The following is a 17,433-nucleotide window of genomic DNA, read 5'->3' on the forward strand; positions in this document are numbered from 1 at the left end:
TTTCATCTTGCATTCTTGCTGATTCAACATAAAATCAATCCATTACTGATATAACTGGATAGCGTCTAATGCAAACATCTTTTTTATGGTTAACTCCGCTTGTTTTATTGTTTAGCCAATTAAGCTACGCCAATGGCAAACCACCTATTCAAATCATTGCTTATCAGGCCAATATGGAGTCTGAACCACAGCAAATTAAGGCACTGGGTAATTTGCAGGCTAATCAGTCAATTAATATTGCTTCAAATGTGACTGACACCATTGAGAAGATCCTCTTTAAAGCGGGCGATCTTGTAACGAAAGGCCAGCTTTTAGTTGAGCTTAATAACAAACAAGAGCTTGCTAGACTTCAAGAAATCAAAGTACTAGAACAAGAGACTTATGCCCAGTACCAGCGTGTTAAAAAGGCTTTAAAAAGTAACACCGTGACTAAGTCAGTGGTGGATGAAAAATATCGTGATTGGCAAACTGCCATTGCACAACGTCAAGAACAAGAAGCCATACTTGCCAACTATCAAATCAAAGCTCCTTTTAGTGGTCAGTTAGGCTTTACGCCTTATTCGGTGGGAGCCATATTGCCTGCACAAACCAAGATTGTGAGTTTAGACGATACCAGTCAAATGCGGCTCGACTTGTTTGTGCCTATCAAATATTTAGAATTTTTATCACCTGGCCTGGAAGTCTCTATCCAATCAGATGCGTTTCCAAACAGAACTTTTAGCGGCAAAATTTCAGCCATTTCGCCAAGGCTAGAGAGCTCAGTCCGCCTGATACAGGTACAAGCCCAAATTCCCAATAAGAACGGTTTATTACGAAGCAATATGGTGGTAAACGCCAATATTGATTTACCTAATAAAACTCACTTAATGGTGCCAAACACCGCCATTTTAATGTTAGGTGATTATGAATTTGTTTACCGACTAAAACCGAGCAAAGATGGCCTATATTCTGCAGAAAAACTAGAAGTTCAAACAGGTGAAGTGGGAGCAGATAAAACCGAAATTCTTTCAGGCTTAAATGCAGGAGATATTGTGGTTAGCCAAGGCGTTATGCGGGTAAATAGCAAATCTCCTATTAAAATTAAAGCCATGCAAAACAACAAAAATCAAGCGGAACTACTAGCACCTACCAGGCCTGGTAAAACCGATTTGAAAAAAGCACAAGGTCAATAAAACATGTGGCTATCTGATACCTCTGTAAAACGCCCTATTTTAGCCACCGTTGCATCACTATTATTATTAGCATTTGGTCTTATGGCCTTTGATCGCATGAGCTTACGCGAATACCCCAATGTTGATGCTCCCATTGTCACTATCGATACCACCTATTTAGGTGCCTCTGCCAAGGTAGTAGAAAACCGCATTACCAAATTAATTGAAAACCGTATCTCGGGTGTTTCTGGGATTCGTTACATTGAATCAACCAGCAGTGATGGCCGCTCAAGGATTAAAGTCGAATTTTCTATTGATCGCAATATTGACGATGCCGCCAATGATATACGTGACCGTGTAGCCCGCATAGCCGATAACCTACCAGAACAAGCGACCGCACCAGAAGTAGAAAAAGTAGATGGTGATGAAAACGTCATCTTATGGTTTAACCTATCCAGTGACCAAATGACGGTGCCGCAACTCACCGATTATGCCGAACGTTACCTGGTTGACCGTTTCTCTGTTTTAGATGGCGTAGCACGTGTACGAGTAGGCGGTGGCCAATCTTACGCCTTACGTATTTGGCTTAACCCTAAAAAAATGGCTATGTATGGCGTTACCACAAGTGATATAGAAAATCGCTTAAAAGCCTCAAACATTGAATTACCTATTGGTTCATTACAAGGCGATCAAGTCCTCTTTACCCTTCAGGCCGATAAACCACTTAGCACCATTAATGACCTAAAAAACCTCATTATCAAACAAAACCAACAGATCGGTCAGCTCACTTTAGAAGATGTGGCCGAGGTCAAACTCGGAGCCATAGAACGTCGCCGCCTGTTTAGAGGAAATGGCGTACCAATGGTAGGGATTGGAATTATTAAACAATCCAATGCAAATACTTTAACGGTTGCCAAATTAGCCCGCGAACGTAAAGATATGGTTAATCAATCTTTGCCCGACGGCCTCAAACTCAACAACAGTTATGATTCATCGGTCTTTGTGCAACAAGCGGTAAATGAAGTCTATAAAACTCTTTTTATTGCTTTAGCCTTAGTCGCTTTAGTGATGCTGGCGTTTTTAAAAAGCTGGCGATTAGCCTTAGTACCCATGGTCACTTTGCCAGTATCGCTCATTGCCACCTTTGGTGTGTTATGGGCTCTGGGCTTTTCGGTTAACCTACTCACTTTGCTGGCCTTAGTATTAGCCATTGGTTTGGTGGTTGATGATGCCATTGTGGTTTTAGAAAACACCCAACGCCATATAGATAAAGGCCATAAACCGATTGCCGCAGCCTATTTAGGTACTCGCCAAGTTGGCTTTGCAGTCGTAGCTACCACCCTAACTTTGGTGGCGGTGTTTTTACCTATTGCCTTTATGGAGGGTCAAGTAGGCCGACTGTTCTCAGAATTTGCCGTTACCCTTGCAGTAGCGGTGTTATTCTCTAGTTGGGTTGCCCTTACCCTTTCACCAGCTTTAGCCTCTAACCTCTTAAAACCTAGAAAAACCAAAGTCTCTTTAGACACAGATGGTCAAGAATCTAGCCGTAGGCGAGCTCCATCACACTTTTTTAAAAAGCTATTAATTAAAAATTTACGCCACGCCTGGATTAGTCTATTACTGTTTATTGGTCTCATTGCCGCAGGCGTATATTACTCAGCAGATGTGCCTAAAGAATATGTGCCTAAAGAAGACAGAGGGGCTTTCTTTGTGATGGTAAAAGGTCCTGAAGGAGCGAGTTATGAGTATATGCAAAGTTATATGAATGAGATTGAAGAACGTCTCATGCCGTTAGTAGATAACGGTGAAGCCAAACGTTTATTGATTCGTGCTCCAAGGTCATTTAGCAGTACTGAAATCTTTAATACCGGTTTTGTTATTGTGGTGTTAGAAGACTGGTCAAAACGCCGTTCTGCTTACGCCATTATGAAAGAGGTTAAGAAAAAACTCTCTGATTTAACTGGTGTAAAAGCCATACCCGTTATGCGTTCACCGATTGGTGGCAGAATACAAAAACCCGTGCAATTTGTGATTGGTGGCTCAAGTTATGATGAGCTGCAAAAATGGCAAGGTATGATGAACCAGGCCCTCCAAAAAAATAACCCAGGCCTGGTAGGTTTAGATTGGGACTATGAACCCAATAAACCTGAGATTAGATTACACATTGATTATGCTCATGCGGCTGCTCTAGGTATCTCTCAGCAAGATATTACCGAAACCCTGCAGGTACTTTTGGGAAGTAAAAAAGTCACCACCTACCAACATCAAGGTGAAGAGATTGATATCTACCTCAAGGCTGACCACAAATGGTTTACCTCACCAAAAGACCTAGAAAGTATTTATTTACGATCAGCAACAACCGATCAAATGATACCGCTATCCTCAGTAGTGAGCTATACCACGTCGGGCGTTGCATCCACTTTAAACCGTTACAACCGTGTTCGTTCAATGACACTGTCTGCTAACCTTCAAGATGGATTATCGCTTGACCAGGCACTGACTTATCTCAATAAACTCACCCGTGCCACCTTACCGCCTGAAGCCATTATTGACTATAAAGGCCAATCTCGTGATTTTCAAAATAGCTCAAACGCATTTTATATGGTATTTATTTTGGGAATTTTGGTTATCTTCTTAGTATTAGCCGCACAGTTTGAGAGTTTTATTCACCCAATGGTGATATTACTCACCGTGCCGCTGGCTTTAGTCGGAGGGTTATTTGCCTTACTCGCATTTAATATGAGTTTAAATATTTACAGTCAAATCGCACTGGTATTACTGCTTGGTTTAGCCACTAAAAACGGGATTTTAATTGTAGAGTTCACTAACCAATTACGAGATCAAGGTTACGCCTCTTATCACGCCCTAGTGTCTGCCACTCAACTACGATTAAGACCCATTTTAATGACCGCAATCACCACCATTGCAGGTACCATTCCGCTTATCTTCTCAAGCGGTGCTGGGGCAGAAACCCGTTATATTCTTGGAATTGTACTGTTCTTTGGCGTGGCATTCTCAACCTTGTTGAGCCTATTTATTATTCCAAGTGCCTATGCACTCATTGCCAAAAACAGCGGCTCACCACTCGCCTCTACCCATAAATTAGAGAAAGCCTTAGAAGAGAAAATAAATTAGAAAAGAAAAACCTATCCGTTACCCAATGCCCTGGTTATATGAATAAACAACCAGGCATTGCCTTTCTTTAAGAGAGTTTAGAAAACATAATAATATTATTGAGTAATATTAATGAGTAATATTATTAAGTTACTGGCTTTGACAGACTACATACTCTTTTTAAAAACCATTGTAAGCGGTGGTAAAGTCGCCTTAAACACTTGCATGATTACTATTTAGCATTTTATGAACAGAGACTTTAATAAAGTCATTTACTAAAAACCACGCTAATGCGTATAACCAGATATAGAGTGCGTTTTCCCAGCCAATTGGGGTGACTAATATGCCATACACAGTCATCAAAGTGGCTATTATTTCAGTACCAAAGGTTGCTATTAATAACAAAGGCGATGGCCAAGGGCTTTTCCAAAACCAGTCTTCAGTACGAGTAACATAAATGGTGCTATGGCCTGCAATAATCAGTTTTAAAAACAGTAAACTTTGAATTAACTCTTCACTTAATCCTTGTTCTCTTAAAAAGAAATACAGCATAAAAGAAGAAATTACGCCAGCTACACCTAATACTGAAGAGACCGTAAGTAAAGAGCTTAAATTCCATTTAACGGGTCTTTTGCTGATTTTGGTATTGTCATAGGCAATGGCTAAAATAGGAATATCATTTAACAACGCCAATAAGATAATCATTAAGGTGGTAATTGGGTAAAAATTAAACAGCAAAATACTCAATGCCATAAATAAAATAATACGAATACTCTCAGCAACCCTAAAAGTAGCGTAGCTTTTCATTCTCTCAAAGGTGATACGTGCTTGGTCAATGGCATTATTAATCACTGACAGGCCTGGTGATGTTAAAACAATATCAGCGGCAGCACGAGCGGCATCGGTGGCATTTGATACGGCAAAACCGCAGTCGGCTTTTTTAAGTGCTGGGGCATCATTTACCCCGTCGCCAGTCATACCTACAATGTGGCTCGCTTTTTGTAAGGTTTCAATAATGGTGTATTTGTCTTCTGGACGAACTTCAGCAAAAATATCTACGGCTTCTAGGGTATCTATCAAAACCGATTCATGGGTATGAACAAACTCTTTTTCTAAGCTTTGCATATCAAAGCTTTTTTCTAGAGCGACCATGACATCATCGGCAAAATCTCTAGCTTTGTCTTGAGTGACTTCTGGGTAAAGTTTTTGGTAAATAGCACGACTCAATGCTTGAGCAAATCCAAAGAATTCATGACTGGCTTTACCGGTTAATTCATTGGCTCGTAAACTGCGTTTACTTAGGCCAAGTCTTCGGCCTATTTCTTCTGCAATCGCAACATTGTCGCCTGTAATCATTTTTACTTGAACACCGTTATCTCGCATATTTTGAATCACTTGGGCTGAATCAGCTCTTTCTGGATCAATCAATGGAATAAGGCCAACCAATTTAATACTGCCTCCTAGCTCTTGCACACCAACGGCTAGGGTTCTGTAGCCTTTGTCGGCAAACATTTTGACACTTTGATTTATGGCGATTAAGGCATTTTCTGACAGATTGGCTAAATCTAAAAGTACCTGAGCGGCACCCTTATACACTTCTAACTCTTTACCTTGAAAAGAGATCTTTGCGGAGGTTTGCTTGCTGACTGGATTAAAAGGTGTAAATCTATTTTGTTGCCATTGTGTCCAATTAGAATTTGGGTATTTTTCATCTAAATAGTGAAATAACGGAATCTCAATCGGGTCTTGATTTTCGTGTTTTGATGCCATTACCGCATAGATAAAGAGTTCTTCTTCGGTATGGCCTTCAAATACAATCGGTTCGGCAACCTGCATCTCGTTTTTGGTTAAGGTACCTGTTTTATCTGAGCAAAAAACATCCACTCCTGCCAACTCTTCAATGGCAGTTAATCGAGATACAATGGCTTTTTTTCTGGCTAAAGTTAAGGCTCCAACCGCCATGGTTACAGAAAGAACCGCTGGCAATGCGACTGGAATGGCTGCGACCGTAAGCACTAATGAAAAACGGGCGATTTCAAACAAATCTTCGCCACGGAATAACCCCATAATCAAAATCATTACAACCAAAATCAAGGTAATAAAAATCAGAAAATTACCTATTTTGATTACCATTTTTTGAAAGTGACTACGTTCTTTTAGCGAGGCCTTGGCCACCAAGGCCACTACGGAATTGAAACGCGTATTTCCGCCCGTATTTACCACTAAGGCTAGCATCTCACCCTGTTTAATCACGGTATTGCTGTAGCCTAGTTCACTTTCTCGCTTAGTAACGGGCAAAGACTCACCCGTTAACGAGGATTCATCTATGGATAAAAAATCACCACTCAACAGCTGTACATCAGCCGGAATCACATCTCCAATACGCAAACGGATAATATCGCCTGGCACTAAAAATTTTGCAGGCGTTAGCTGATACTCACCATCACGCAACACTCGTACTTTTTGGGTAATTTGTTGTTTTAAAACCTTTAGGGCATTTAGAGCTCGGTGCTCTTGAAAAAAATCGAGTAACACATTGATAAGCAACATAATGACGATAACCACAAAATCTTCCCACTTCTGCAAAAAAGCAGAAAGCAAAGCGGCGGTTTCAATCATCCAAGGGATAGGCCCCCAAAAGCGTTTAAAAAATCGATGCCAAAGAGGCTCTTCTTTTTCGGTAATTTGGTTTGCACCAAACTGCTCCAATCGTTTTTGGGCTTCTTCTGAAGATAACCCCATTTTGGAGTTAACTTGAAAATCTGAAAGGGAATCTTCAATACTTTGGGTTAGATAGTAATCTGTGCTTTTCATCTCTGTGCTATTCATTTGTATAACTCCAATGTATAACTCCAATGTATAACGCCAAGATAATGCGAAATTTGCTTGTTATTCTACAAGCTCTGCATAGAGACTAAAACACGGTTTTTTTATAAAAATCTAAAACAGGTCAATAAACCCCAAATTATTGATATTAATCAACTTTTAGCCCGTTTGTGGTCTTGTGCTACAGTCTCTATATTAAAGTTTTGGAGCATCGTAGTTTTCTGGCTCATCACTATAAACACAGACATTCCAATCAGCCGCTAAACCATCTTCTGCCACACAATAAGTATTAAAAAATTCAACAATTTCTTGGCGTTGGCAATGAGCTTCAAAAGCGGCCATATTGGCCCAAATTTCATTAAAGACAATGGGAAAGCTATTGCCCTCAGCAAATGGGCTGTTAATGTGACGAGTTACGCGATACTGAATACAACCATCTTCTCTTAAAGTATTTGGCTCTAGACTTTGTAAAACGGTAAACAGTTCTTGTTCTTTACCGGGTTTAGGTTGAAATTGAGCTAAACAATAAACTTTAGATGACATGCTTGGTTCTCATTTGAATGTTAAAAAATTAAGTTTAGGGACGTATTTGCAATGCGTCAATTAATTAGTCAATTAAACACTAATCAAAAGCTAACTTACCAGGCCTGGTAAATCTTATAATACGAGGTTATGAATAATCACAAACCATTACAAGACCGTAACTTTGATAAGTTGGTCGATAAATTTGAAGCCAAAGTGTATGACACCATTAAAGGTGAGTGGCGTTTAAAATTGCTTAAAGAAGATTTGGATTCACTGCGTAATCAACCGCCATCAACTATTTGGGATGCAGGTTGTGGTTTTGCACAAATCAGTCAATGGTTTGCAGAAGCCGGTCATGATGTCATCTTGTGTGATTTATCGCACCAAATGTTAATGCGAGCCAAGCAGAATTTTGCCGAAAACCACCTTAATGCTACGTTTATTGAAGGCCCAGCACAAGAGGTCGCTCTAACTCTACCAGAATTTGATTTAGTGCTATTTCATGCCGTTTTAGAGTGGTTAGCCACTCCACAACAGACTTTACAAATCGTAGCCAATAAAGTGAAGCCAGGGGGACATCTCTCACTCTTATTCTATAACCGTAATTCGGTCGTCATTCGCAACACTTTAAAAGGTGCTTGGCGTTTACCAGGCCTGTTAAAAGATGAATATATGGGTAAAGGCAAGAAACTTACCCCGCCTAACCCACAAATTCCCGAAGAGGTTTGCCAATGGTTACAAGATTGGGGGTTTGAGATTCAAATACATACTGGGATTAGAGTGTTTCACGACTATATGTCACCTGAAGCTTTAGACCAAACCAATCAAGAAGAGCTATTGGCAATGGAGTACCGCTATTGCCGAGAACCTACTTACCGTAATATGGCTCGATATATTCATATATTGGCTAAAAAACAAGGTTAAAAACCTTAATTACCAGGCCTGGTATGCCCTGTGACACACTAAACTTTGTGAGCAGAGGGTAAAATTCAAATCCATTTTCAAATAACTTACTAATTTAAATAATAGATTAAAACCACATGAAACAATCCGCTTTAAAACAACTTGTAAGACCCTTAATTCATTTACTGATTAAACGCCCTAAATTCCTCATTCTTATTCCACTTTTAGGCGGGCTTTGGTATGGCTATGAGGTGTTTGTTGCCCGCCCGGCCATGACATATATGGGCGTACCGCAAGTGAACGCCACACCACCACAAACCGGGATTATGACAGGGTTTTCTCATATTTTAAGAAACCAAGGTTATATGCTTGAATACTCTGAAAGCTTAGAAAACCCACTGTGGGTAACCTATAAAGTAACTAAAGCTAAATACAAAAGTGGCAAACGCCCCTCTGGATTTACAAGTGATTGGCGTTCTTATCAACAGGTAAAGCATGATGATTACACTGGTTCTGGTTACGATCGTGGACACATGGCACCTAACTATGTGATTGCCAGTCGTTATGGTTCTACCGCTCAAAAAGAGACTTTTTTAATGACCAACATTACCCCGCAAAGACCAAAGCTAAACCAAAAGTCTTGGCAACGTTTAGAAGAGGTTATAGCGAATGATTTATCTGAACAAAATGGTGATTTTTGGGTCACAACAGGACCGATTTTTGATGCCCAACCAAAAACTTTAAAAAACTCGAGCGTGAAAATACCAAAAGCGTTTTATAAGATTTTGATTAAACCCTCAACGCCACAAACACCCGCTAAAGCACTGGCATTTATTTTTCCGCAAAATGCAAAATCTACCGCAAGTTTAATGACGTTTGTTACAAGCATCGATGAGGTAGAACGTTTAACCGGTATCGACTTTTTTGCAGACTTAGAAGATGATTTTGAAGAACGATTAGAATCTAGCCAAACACCCGAAGCCTGGCGTTTACAAGAAGTGGCTAATCGCCCGTCACGATACTAATCTGATACTTAGACTGGTATGATTAAAACCAATCTATATAAAATGTAAAAAAACTAAATGGCTTGTAATTGCAATATCGAAGTCAATGACGCTTCACAAAAAAAACTCCTGATAACCCTGCTTACCATTAACGCCCTGTTTTTTGTGTTAGAACTGGGAGTAGGTTGGTATGCAGAATCTACAGGGCTAATTGCCGACTCCTTGGATATGCTGGCAGATGCGATTGTTTATGCCATCGCTTTTTACGCGATTGGTCGTGCTGTTAGCATCAAAGCCAATGCCGCTTTAATCAGTGGTTATTTTCAATTAATGCTCGCCTTTCTTGTGGGGTTTGAGGTGCTACGACGCACACTATTTGGAAGTGATCCAACCTCAGAATTGATGATTGCAATGGGTGTTGCCGCCCTAATCGCCAATAGCTATTGCTTAAAACTAATATACAAACACCGCAATGGTGAAGTGCATATGCGTGCCAGTTGGATTTTTTCAGCCAATGACGTGTTGGCAAACATAGGGGTCATTATCAGTGGGATATTAGTGTTTTGGCTAGATTCCAGATGGCCAGATTTAATTATTGGTGGTGGTATTACCCTTATTTTACTAAGCGGAGCGTTTGTCATCATTCGTGATGCAAAATCTGAATTACAAACCATAAACGAGCTTCCCGATTTTAATCAAGCCAACAACTCTTTGAAAGACGTTAATCACTCTACCAATACAACATTCAATGAAAAATAATCAACTCAATAGACGACAATTTCTAGGCCTATTAAGCTTATCTGGCATTGGTGCAGTTTCATTGAGCGGTTGTACCGTTTCAGAGATTCGTCGTGGTATTACTACCAGTCACCAACTCTACAACGGCAATGTTTCGCAAGCCATTTCTGCCCAAGTACCTGGCGTAGGTATTCCTGAAATTGATGGCGTAGTTCGTAAACAAATCGCTCTTTTTATAGATGAAATCGCTAAAAATTGGAGCGATAAAAAAACAGCATCGCCCAAGGCCTATGTTAAATACACAGACAACTACCAAAGCCGAGCGATTATTGATTTTAACAGTGGGCAAATTCAAATTGAGACCATTGTAAAAAACCATCCAAAAACCGCACTAAAAAATGCCATTGTGCAAACGCTACTCACTCCAGAAGACCCAACTCAAGTAGATTTATTCAGTGCAAAAACGCCACCACAAGGTTCAAAACCGTTTTTATTAGAGTTAGTAAGAGATCAAGATAAAAAACCGATTCGCTATGCTTGGCGCGCTAATCGTTTTGCTGATTATTTAATGAAAACACATTACAAAACGTTTTCGGATAACGGCAAAATTCGTCATGCTGTCAGCTTTAGCATGGTCAACGACTATCAAAACCAACAAAAACGTCACTATCAGTTTGATGTGTTAAAACAGTGTAAACGCTTTAATATTGAGCCCGCTTTGGTTTATGGCATTATGGAAACCGAAAGCCGTTTTAACCCTTATGCGGTCAGTTCGGCTCCAGCCTATGGTTTAATGCAAATTGTGCCTTCAACCGCTGGACGAGATGCCCACAGATTACTACACAATCGTGATGGCATACCCTCAAAAACCACGTTATTCACCCCAGCTCGTAATATTGAATATGGCACAGCGTATTTATCTATTTTGTTTACACGTTACCTCAAAGGGATTCGCAATAAAAAATCGCAAGAATACTGTGTGATTGCGGCATACAATACCGGCAGTGGCAATGTATTAGAAGCCTTTGATAGCAATAGAAGCCGAGCGGTAACAAAAATAAACCGACTTTCTAGTAGCCAAGTTTATGCCCATTTGGTCAAACATTTATCAAGTTCTGAGGCCAGAAATTATGTGCAGAAAGTGACTCGAAACAAACGCAAGTACACCTAATTTTATATATGTAAGTCGTTATTGAAGCTTACTCATTCAAAGTATTTTTAATGTAAGTCGTAAATCTTGTAAAAATTCAATAAAATAATCGTTTATTAAATCAAACAACTCACCAATCAATACAATGAGTGCATCATGCTAAAAACTAGCCAAAAAGACACCATTTACGCCCAAGCTCATGAAGCCATTGGAGCGTTTCAATTTGATGAATCGGTCGTGGCGGTTTTTCCAGACATGATTCAGCGTTCCGTGCCAGGTTACCAAACCATTTTAACGGGCATTGGTGAGCTGACTAAAGCCTATGCCCAACCCAATACCAAACTCTATGATTTAGGCTGTTCATTAGGTGCGGCGGCATTAACCATGCGTCGTAATATTACGGTGCAAGGTTGTGAAATTGAGGCCATTGATAACTCAGAAGCGATGATTAAACGTGCTGAGGAGTACTTACACGCTTATCATTCAGATATTCCCGTAAATTTGCACTGTGCCAATATGACGGAGGTGCCAATCATCAACGCGTCAGTCGTGGTGATTAACTTTACCTTACAGTTTATTGATCCAGAAGAACGTGATGAACTGATTAAAAAAATTTACCAAGGCCTTCAACCTGGTGGCGTGTTGATTTTGTCTGAAAAAATTCATTTTGAAGACAGCAAACTTCAAAATGCCATTGAACATATGCATTTACAGTTTAAACGCGCCAATGGCTATTCTGAATTAGAGATCAGTCAAAAACGCAGCTCTTTAGAAAACGTACTCATATCCGATACCGAAGCTGAACATATCAAACGTTTAAACAATGCAGGCTTTAGCTCAGCAGGCATTTGGTTTCAAGCGTATAATTTTGCCTCTTTTTTAGCGATAAAATAAAACGCCAATTGCCATTTAACAAACAAGGTTTCACGTGAAGCAACATTACGATACTTTTTGGAATAAACTCGAAGACGAACGATTTAATGAGTGGAAACAACAGCTTCCTTTATTAATTGATACCGCCCTACATCCAGAAGGTAATGGCAACTTACCACGCTGGTTAGATGCAATGAAGCGTGTGCAATGTTTTGAGGCAAATATGCCGTTTGACCTTAATCAATCTGCAATAACCGTTGCCCAAAATAGTCCTTTAAATGAAGCTGAGAAACTTGAGTTAGAAAGTGCGTTGCGTGAGTTTCATCCTTGGCGTAAAGGGCCTTTTTCTATTCACGATATTTTTATTGATACCGAATGGCATTCAGACTGGAAATGGGATCGTGTTCGCCCCCATTTAGCGAATTTAAAAGGCCGCAAAGTATTAGATATTGGTTGTGGCAGTGGTTATCACCTTTGGCGAATGGCGGGTGAAGGTACTGAGTTAGCGGTAGGCGTTGACCCAAGCTTACTGTTTATGTGTCAATTTTTGGTACTCAAACACTTTATTGGTGAAAAAATTCCTGCCTATTTCTTACCGCTTACCTTGGAACAATTGCCCGTTTCTAAAAAAGGTGGAGCATTTGATACGGTATTTTCTATGGGCGTGTTATACCATCGCCGCTCACCGATTGACCATATTTACGAGCTAAAAAACCAACTTTTACCAGGTGGCGAAATGGTTTTAGAAACCATTGTTGTGCCAGAAGAACACGGTCAACTATTAGTGCCTGGCGAGCGTTATGCTCAAATGCGCAATGTGTGGTTTTTACCTTCTGTAAAAGAACTGACTCACTGGTTAGAACGTTGCGGTATGCAAAATGTACGCTGTGTGGATATTGACCAAACCAGCATTAAAGAACAACGTACCACCGATTGGATGACTTGGAACTCTCTAGAAACTTTCTTAGATCCAGAAGACCACAACAAAACCATAGAAGGTTACCCTGCTCCGCTTCGTGCCGTAATGGTGTGTAATAAACCAAAATAATTGGTTTTAAAGTGAAGGAAGTTTTTGAATTTACCAGGCCTGGCATGTCCTGTGGCAAATTAAATTTTGTGAGCATAGGGTAAAAACTCTAGAAACTAGAAATATACGGAAGATTAAAGAAATCTTCCGCAAAATATAAATCAATCTAACCCTACATAACCTTCAACAGCATACAGTCTTAGCTAAGTTTTTTGAAATTAAGTCGCTTTTTGATAAGCAGGTTCTAAATCTGCTTGAGCCTGAGCTAACATTTCAAACTCTTCTTCTGCAGTATGGGCAACCAAGCTCTTTTTACTGAACAATAAGTAATACGCCATACCAATTACAAACAGAATCATAGTATAGAAAAAAGCTCGTGGATCAAATGCATAAACGCCTGTTAATGCAATTAAAGACAATACCAGTGCAATACTGGAAGTGACAATGCCTCCAGGTGTTTTATATGGACGTTCAAGCTCAGGTTGTTTGATTCTTAACACAATATGACTGTAAGCCATTAACGCATAAGAAACCGTTGCTCCTACAACTGCCATGGCTAGAATCAAATCACCTTCACCACTTAACGACACCAAAAACCCAAAAATACCCGGAATAATTAACGCACGTGCAGGGACTTTTTTATGCTCAGTGGTTAAAGACAATGATTTTGGAAGATAACCTGCACGAGACAGTGCAAAAATAAGGCGACTATAACCATAAATAATTGAGAAGAATGAAGCAATTAATCCTGCTAAACCTAATAGGTTTACTAGTGTTGCTAACGCATGGTTACCATTGGCATTTAAGGCATCCACTAATGGAACAGCACTCTTACTAATCATATCTGCACCTGCAGAACCTGCTAATAAAAACACCACTAAAATCGCTGTAAACAATAAAAACAGCATAGCGGCGATAATGCCTTTTGGTACGTCTTTAGCTGGATCCTTAGCTTCTTCTGCCGCCAAAGGTACACCTTCAATAGCTAAGAATAACCACATGGCAAACGGTAAAGCCGCCCAAACACCATACCAACCTAATGGTAAAAGTTCAGAAGCCCCTGCGGCATCGGTCACCGCTATATTAAACAAGTTAGACGAATCAAAACTACTGAATAACGCTACACCCGTTGCCAAGATAGCAAACACTGCCAATCCGCTAATGACCATCATGATTTTTAAGGCTTCACCCACTCCCAATAGGTGAATACCAACAAACACCAAATAGAACAAGGCGTACACCCACATGCCATTAAAGCCAGTAAGAGCCTCAAACGCAGAGCCAATGAATATAACTATGGCTGCTGGAGCCAAGGCGTACTCTATTAATACTGCCAACCCTGTCATAAAGCCTGCCGTTGACCCCATTGCTTGACGGGCAAAACCATAACCACCACCCGCAGTTGGAATAGCCGATGACATCTCCGCTAATGATAAAACTAAAGTTAAATACATAATCGCCATTAGTACTGCGGCTATCGCAAAACCACCCCATCCTGCTTGTTCAATACCAAAGTTCCAACCGGCAAAATCACCTGAAATAACATAGGACACACCCAAACCTGCCAATAAAAACCAGCCTGCTGTGCCTTTTTTAAGTTGCCGTTTGGCGTAATATTCTTGATTTGCTTTCGTTTCCATTTTTCTAGCCTCCAGAGCTAAACTTATAGAGACCTTTGCACGACTCAGGGGCGTAAGAAAAACGAGATAGAATTCTTTAGATTTAGGCTAAAAAATACGCATAATAACCAGTTATTGGGCGGATTTTTTAGCCTGAAGATAGAGAATTATAGCCGTTTTTATACGTTCTTCGTGTTGTGCAAAGGTCTCTCATTCAATTAAAAAGTTAGTTTCATCCATTTGATTGCTTATTGATTTTTCATTACTTCGGTCCTTTAAATTAACGCCTGTGAGTTTTAGGCGACGTGATTCTTTAATTAAATACAGTGCTTTTTGGCTTGCATCTTCAAAAGACAAACCTGCTGGGCGAATATTTGAAATACAGTTTCTTTGAGCATCGTTACGACCTACATTGGGTTCCCAAGTTAGGTATAACCCTAAGCTGTCTGGTGAACTTAACCCTGGTCGTTCACCAATCAATACCACAACCAATTTGGCATTGAGTAATTCACCTATCTCATCACCAATTGCCACACGGCCTTGCTCAACAATTGTGATGGGCGCTAATTGCAATTCTTTAAGATCGGCATCATTTGCAAAATGGTTTAACAATGTTTCTATAAACGGAGCCGCATTTTGCTGAACCGCTTTTGATGAAAGGCCATCAACAATCACAATTGCCAAGTCAAAATTGACTTGTAAAGAGTGGCTAAGAGCGTTGAGCTGTTGTTGCGAGGATTCATCTAAACGTCTGCCTAAATCGGGACGTTGAAGATAACTAACGCGATCTATTGCTTGACTATGTAAAACATACTGCGAAATTTGATTAACGCGGATTACACTATTCAGTTTTTGTTGAAGAGAAGACACGTTTAAAGGCATATGTACTGCATCTTTAGCTTGTGCATGTGCCAGTTGAAATGCCAACATTTCATGCGTGGGTAAGCTAACCCCTGAACGGCCCAAACCAATACGGGCATCGGTATATTCACGCAATTTTCGCCATGGGTTTTCAACTACTTCAGAGGGGGGAGTGCTTGAATGGCTTAAGTTCCCTTTAATAGAGTCGTGCTTATTCATAGTCTGCCCCTTGGTAAAGAGGTTAATGAATGTGCAAAAGAGGAAGGCATCTCATCAGACAAAATAAAGTTATCAACATCCTTAAAAATAGCCATGTCACTAAGCCATTTTTCAAACTCTGGTGACGGCTTTAACCCCAATACTCTCCTGACATAAAGAGCATCGTGAAACGATGTGGTTTGGTAATTGAGCATAATGTCATCTGACCCTGGAATCCCCATAACAAAAGAGCACCCTGCTACACCAAGTAAGGTGAGTAAGTTATCCATGTCGTTTTGATCAGCTTCAGCATGATTGGTATAGCAAACATCACAGCCCATTGGCAGGCCTAATAACTTGCCACAAAAATGATCTTCTAGACCTGCACGCGTAATCTCCTTGCCATCAAATAGGTATTCTGGCCCAATAAAACCGACAACAGTGTTAACTAATAAAGGAGAAAACTTTCTAGCAACTGCATAGGCTCTGGTTTCACAGGTCTGTTGATCTAATCCATGATGGGCATTAGCTGAAAGAGAACTACCTTGCCCTGTTTCAAAATACATTACGTTGTTGCCAACTGTGCCACGGTTTAAAGAGAGTGCCGCTTCTTGAGCTTCTTTAAGGGTATTTAGATTAAAACCAAAACTACTATTGGTCGCTTCTGTACCTCCAATCGATTGAAAAACTAAATCAACAGGAGCACCAAGTTCAATTGCTTCTATGGTGTTGGTAACGTGCGTGAGAACACAAGATTGGGTAGGAATTTTATAGGTTTGAATCACATCATCCATTAGATTCATCAGCTTAATAGCTTGTGACACATTATCTGTTGCAGGGTTAATGCCAATCACCGCATCGCCATTACCGTACAATAAGCCATCTAAAAGACTGGCCGCTATGCCATTAACATCATCGGTAGGATGATTAGGTTGTAAGCGAGTAGCTAAACGATTTGGTAGGCCGATTGTTCCTCTAAAGGCAGAGGTCACATTGCATTTTTTGGCCACCATAATTAAATCTTGGTTACGCATGATTTTACTCACAGCCGCAGCCATTTCTGGCGTAATACCCCAACGAACTTGTTTAAGAGTTTCAGAATCAACTTTGTCGCTAAGCAACCAGTTACGAAAGTCGCCAACCGTAAGATGTGAAATGCTAGAAAATGCTGCACTATCATGCTCATCAATAATCAACCGAGTCACTTCATCGGTTTCGTAAGGAATAACCGCCTCATTTAAAAAAGTCTTAAGTGGTAATTCTGCCAATGCCATTTGAGCGGCGGCTCTTTGCACTGCCGACTCAGCAATCACACCTGCTAATCGATCTCCCGAACGAGCAGGCGTCGCTTTGGCAAGCAAATCACCTAAGTCTTTAAATTGATAACGATATCCGCCAAGAGAATAGTGATAGTTCAAGATCATGCACACTCGCTTAAAAAATA

Annotated in this window: 13 protein-coding genes; 8 read left to right on the top strand and 5 right to left on the bottom strand. The window is 40.3% G+C overall.

What is annotated here, in order from left to right; genetic code table 11:
• The first annotated feature begins 68 nt into the window (after positions 1-68).
• Both ACORJQ_RS01275 and ACORJQ_RS01280 read left to right on the top strand, forming a co-directional pair.
• On the top strand, positions 69-1,172 hold the full coding sequence (locus ACORJQ_RS01275; RefSeq protein ID WP_321325297.1) for an efflux RND transporter periplasmic adaptor subunit: 1,104 nt from the start codon (positions 69-71) through the stop codon (positions 1,170-1,172).
• Positions 1,173-1,175: 3 nt separating this feature from the next.
• A complete protein-coding gene (locus tag ACORJQ_RS01280; protein WP_321325299.1) occupies positions 1,176-4,286 on the top strand; it encodes an efflux RND transporter permease subunit in 3,111 nt (1,036 codons plus the stop codon).
• 192 nt (positions 4,287-4,478) lie between these two features.
• Here the strand turns inward: ACORJQ_RS01280 and ACORJQ_RS01285 are convergent, their stop codons facing one another.
• Complete coding sequence (locus tag ACORJQ_RS01285; protein ID WP_321325301.1) at positions 4,479-7,094, bottom strand: plasma-membrane proton-efflux P-type ATPase; 2,616 nt, start codon at positions 7,092-7,094, stop codon at positions 4,479-4,481.
• Between the two features lie 192 nt (positions 7,095-7,286).
• Positions 7,287-7,634 carry a putative quinol monooxygenase gene (locus ACORJQ_RS01290; protein WP_321325303.1) on the bottom strand — a complete coding sequence of 116 codons (348 nt, stop codon included), beginning with the start codon at positions 7,632-7,634 and terminating at the stop codon, positions 7,287-7,289.
• A gap of 129 nt (positions 7,635-7,763) precedes the next feature.
• Here ACORJQ_RS01290 and ACORJQ_RS01295 point away from each other — a divergent pair, with 129 nt between their 5' ends.
• The 6 genes from ACORJQ_RS01295 (at position 7,764) to cmoB (ending at position 13,332) form a co-directional block, all read left to right on the top strand.
• Complete coding sequence (locus ACORJQ_RS01295) at positions 7,764-8,540, top strand: methyltransferase domain-containing protein (RefSeq protein ID WP_321325304.1); 777 nt, start codon at positions 7,764-7,766, stop codon at positions 8,538-8,540.
• Positions 8,541-8,656: 116 nt separating this feature from the next.
• Positions 8,657-9,544 (top strand): DNA/RNA non-specific endonuclease, encoded by an 888-nt coding sequence (locus tag ACORJQ_RS01300; RefSeq protein WP_321325306.1) that lies wholly within the window; start codon positions 8,657-8,659, stop codon positions 9,542-9,544.
• 57 nt (positions 9,545-9,601) lie between these two features.
• Complete coding sequence (locus ACORJQ_RS01305) at positions 9,602-10,282, top strand: cation efflux transmembrane domain-containing protein (protein ID WP_321325308.1); 681 nt, start codon at positions 9,602-9,604, stop codon at positions 10,280-10,282.
• Entirely contained in the window at positions 10,272-11,432 is a 1,161-nt protein-coding gene (locus ACORJQ_RS01310; RefSeq protein ID WP_321325310.1) for a murein transglycosylase domain-containing protein, read from the top strand. Before ACORJQ_RS01305 ends, ACORJQ_RS01310 begins: the two co-directional genes overlap by 11 nt.
• Positions 11,433-11,567: 135 nt before the next feature.
• The gene (gene cmoA / locus ACORJQ_RS01315) at positions 11,568-12,305 is read left to right on the top strand and encodes a carboxy-S-adenosyl-L-methionine synthase CmoA (protein WP_321325312.1); all 738 of its coding nucleotides are present in this window, start codon (positions 11,568-11,570) and stop codon (positions 12,303-12,305) included.
• A 34-nt stretch (positions 12,306-12,339) separates the two neighbouring features.
• Positions 12,340-13,332 (top strand): tRNA 5-methoxyuridine(34)/uridine 5-oxyacetic acid(34) synthase CmoB, encoded by a 993-nt coding sequence (gene cmoB, locus ACORJQ_RS01320; RefSeq protein ID WP_321325314.1) that lies wholly within the window; start codon positions 12,340-12,342, stop codon positions 13,330-13,332.
• A gap of 197 nt (positions 13,333-13,529) precedes the next feature.
• Here cmoB and eat read toward each other — a convergent pair whose 3' ends face one another.
• The 3 genes from eat to ACORJQ_RS01335 form a co-directional block, all read right to left on the bottom strand.
• Complete coding sequence (gene eat, locus ACORJQ_RS01325; protein ID WP_321325315.1) at positions 13,530-14,951, bottom strand: ethanolamine permease; 1,422 nt, start codon at positions 14,949-14,951, stop codon at positions 13,530-13,532.
• Between the two features lie 189 nt (positions 14,952-15,140).
• Positions 15,141-16,010: an ethanolamine ammonia-lyase subunit EutC gene (gene eutC / locus ACORJQ_RS01330; protein WP_321325316.1), complete on the bottom strand. Its 870-nt coding sequence runs from the start codon at positions 16,008-16,010 to the stop codon at positions 15,141-15,143.
• The gene (locus ACORJQ_RS01335) at positions 16,007-17,413 is read right to left on the bottom strand and encodes an ethanolamine ammonia-lyase subunit EutB (RefSeq protein ID WP_321325318.1); all 1,407 of its coding nucleotides are present in this window, start codon (positions 17,411-17,413) and stop codon (positions 16,007-16,009) included. Before ACORJQ_RS01335 ends, eutC begins: the two co-directional genes overlap by 4 nt.
• Positions 17,414-17,433: the final 20 nt, after the last annotated feature.

This window comes from Thiomicrorhabdus sp., assembly GCF_963662555.1.
Classification (GTDB): domain Bacteria; phylum Pseudomonadota; class Gammaproteobacteria; order Thiomicrospirales; family Thiomicrospiraceae; genus Thiomicrorhabdus.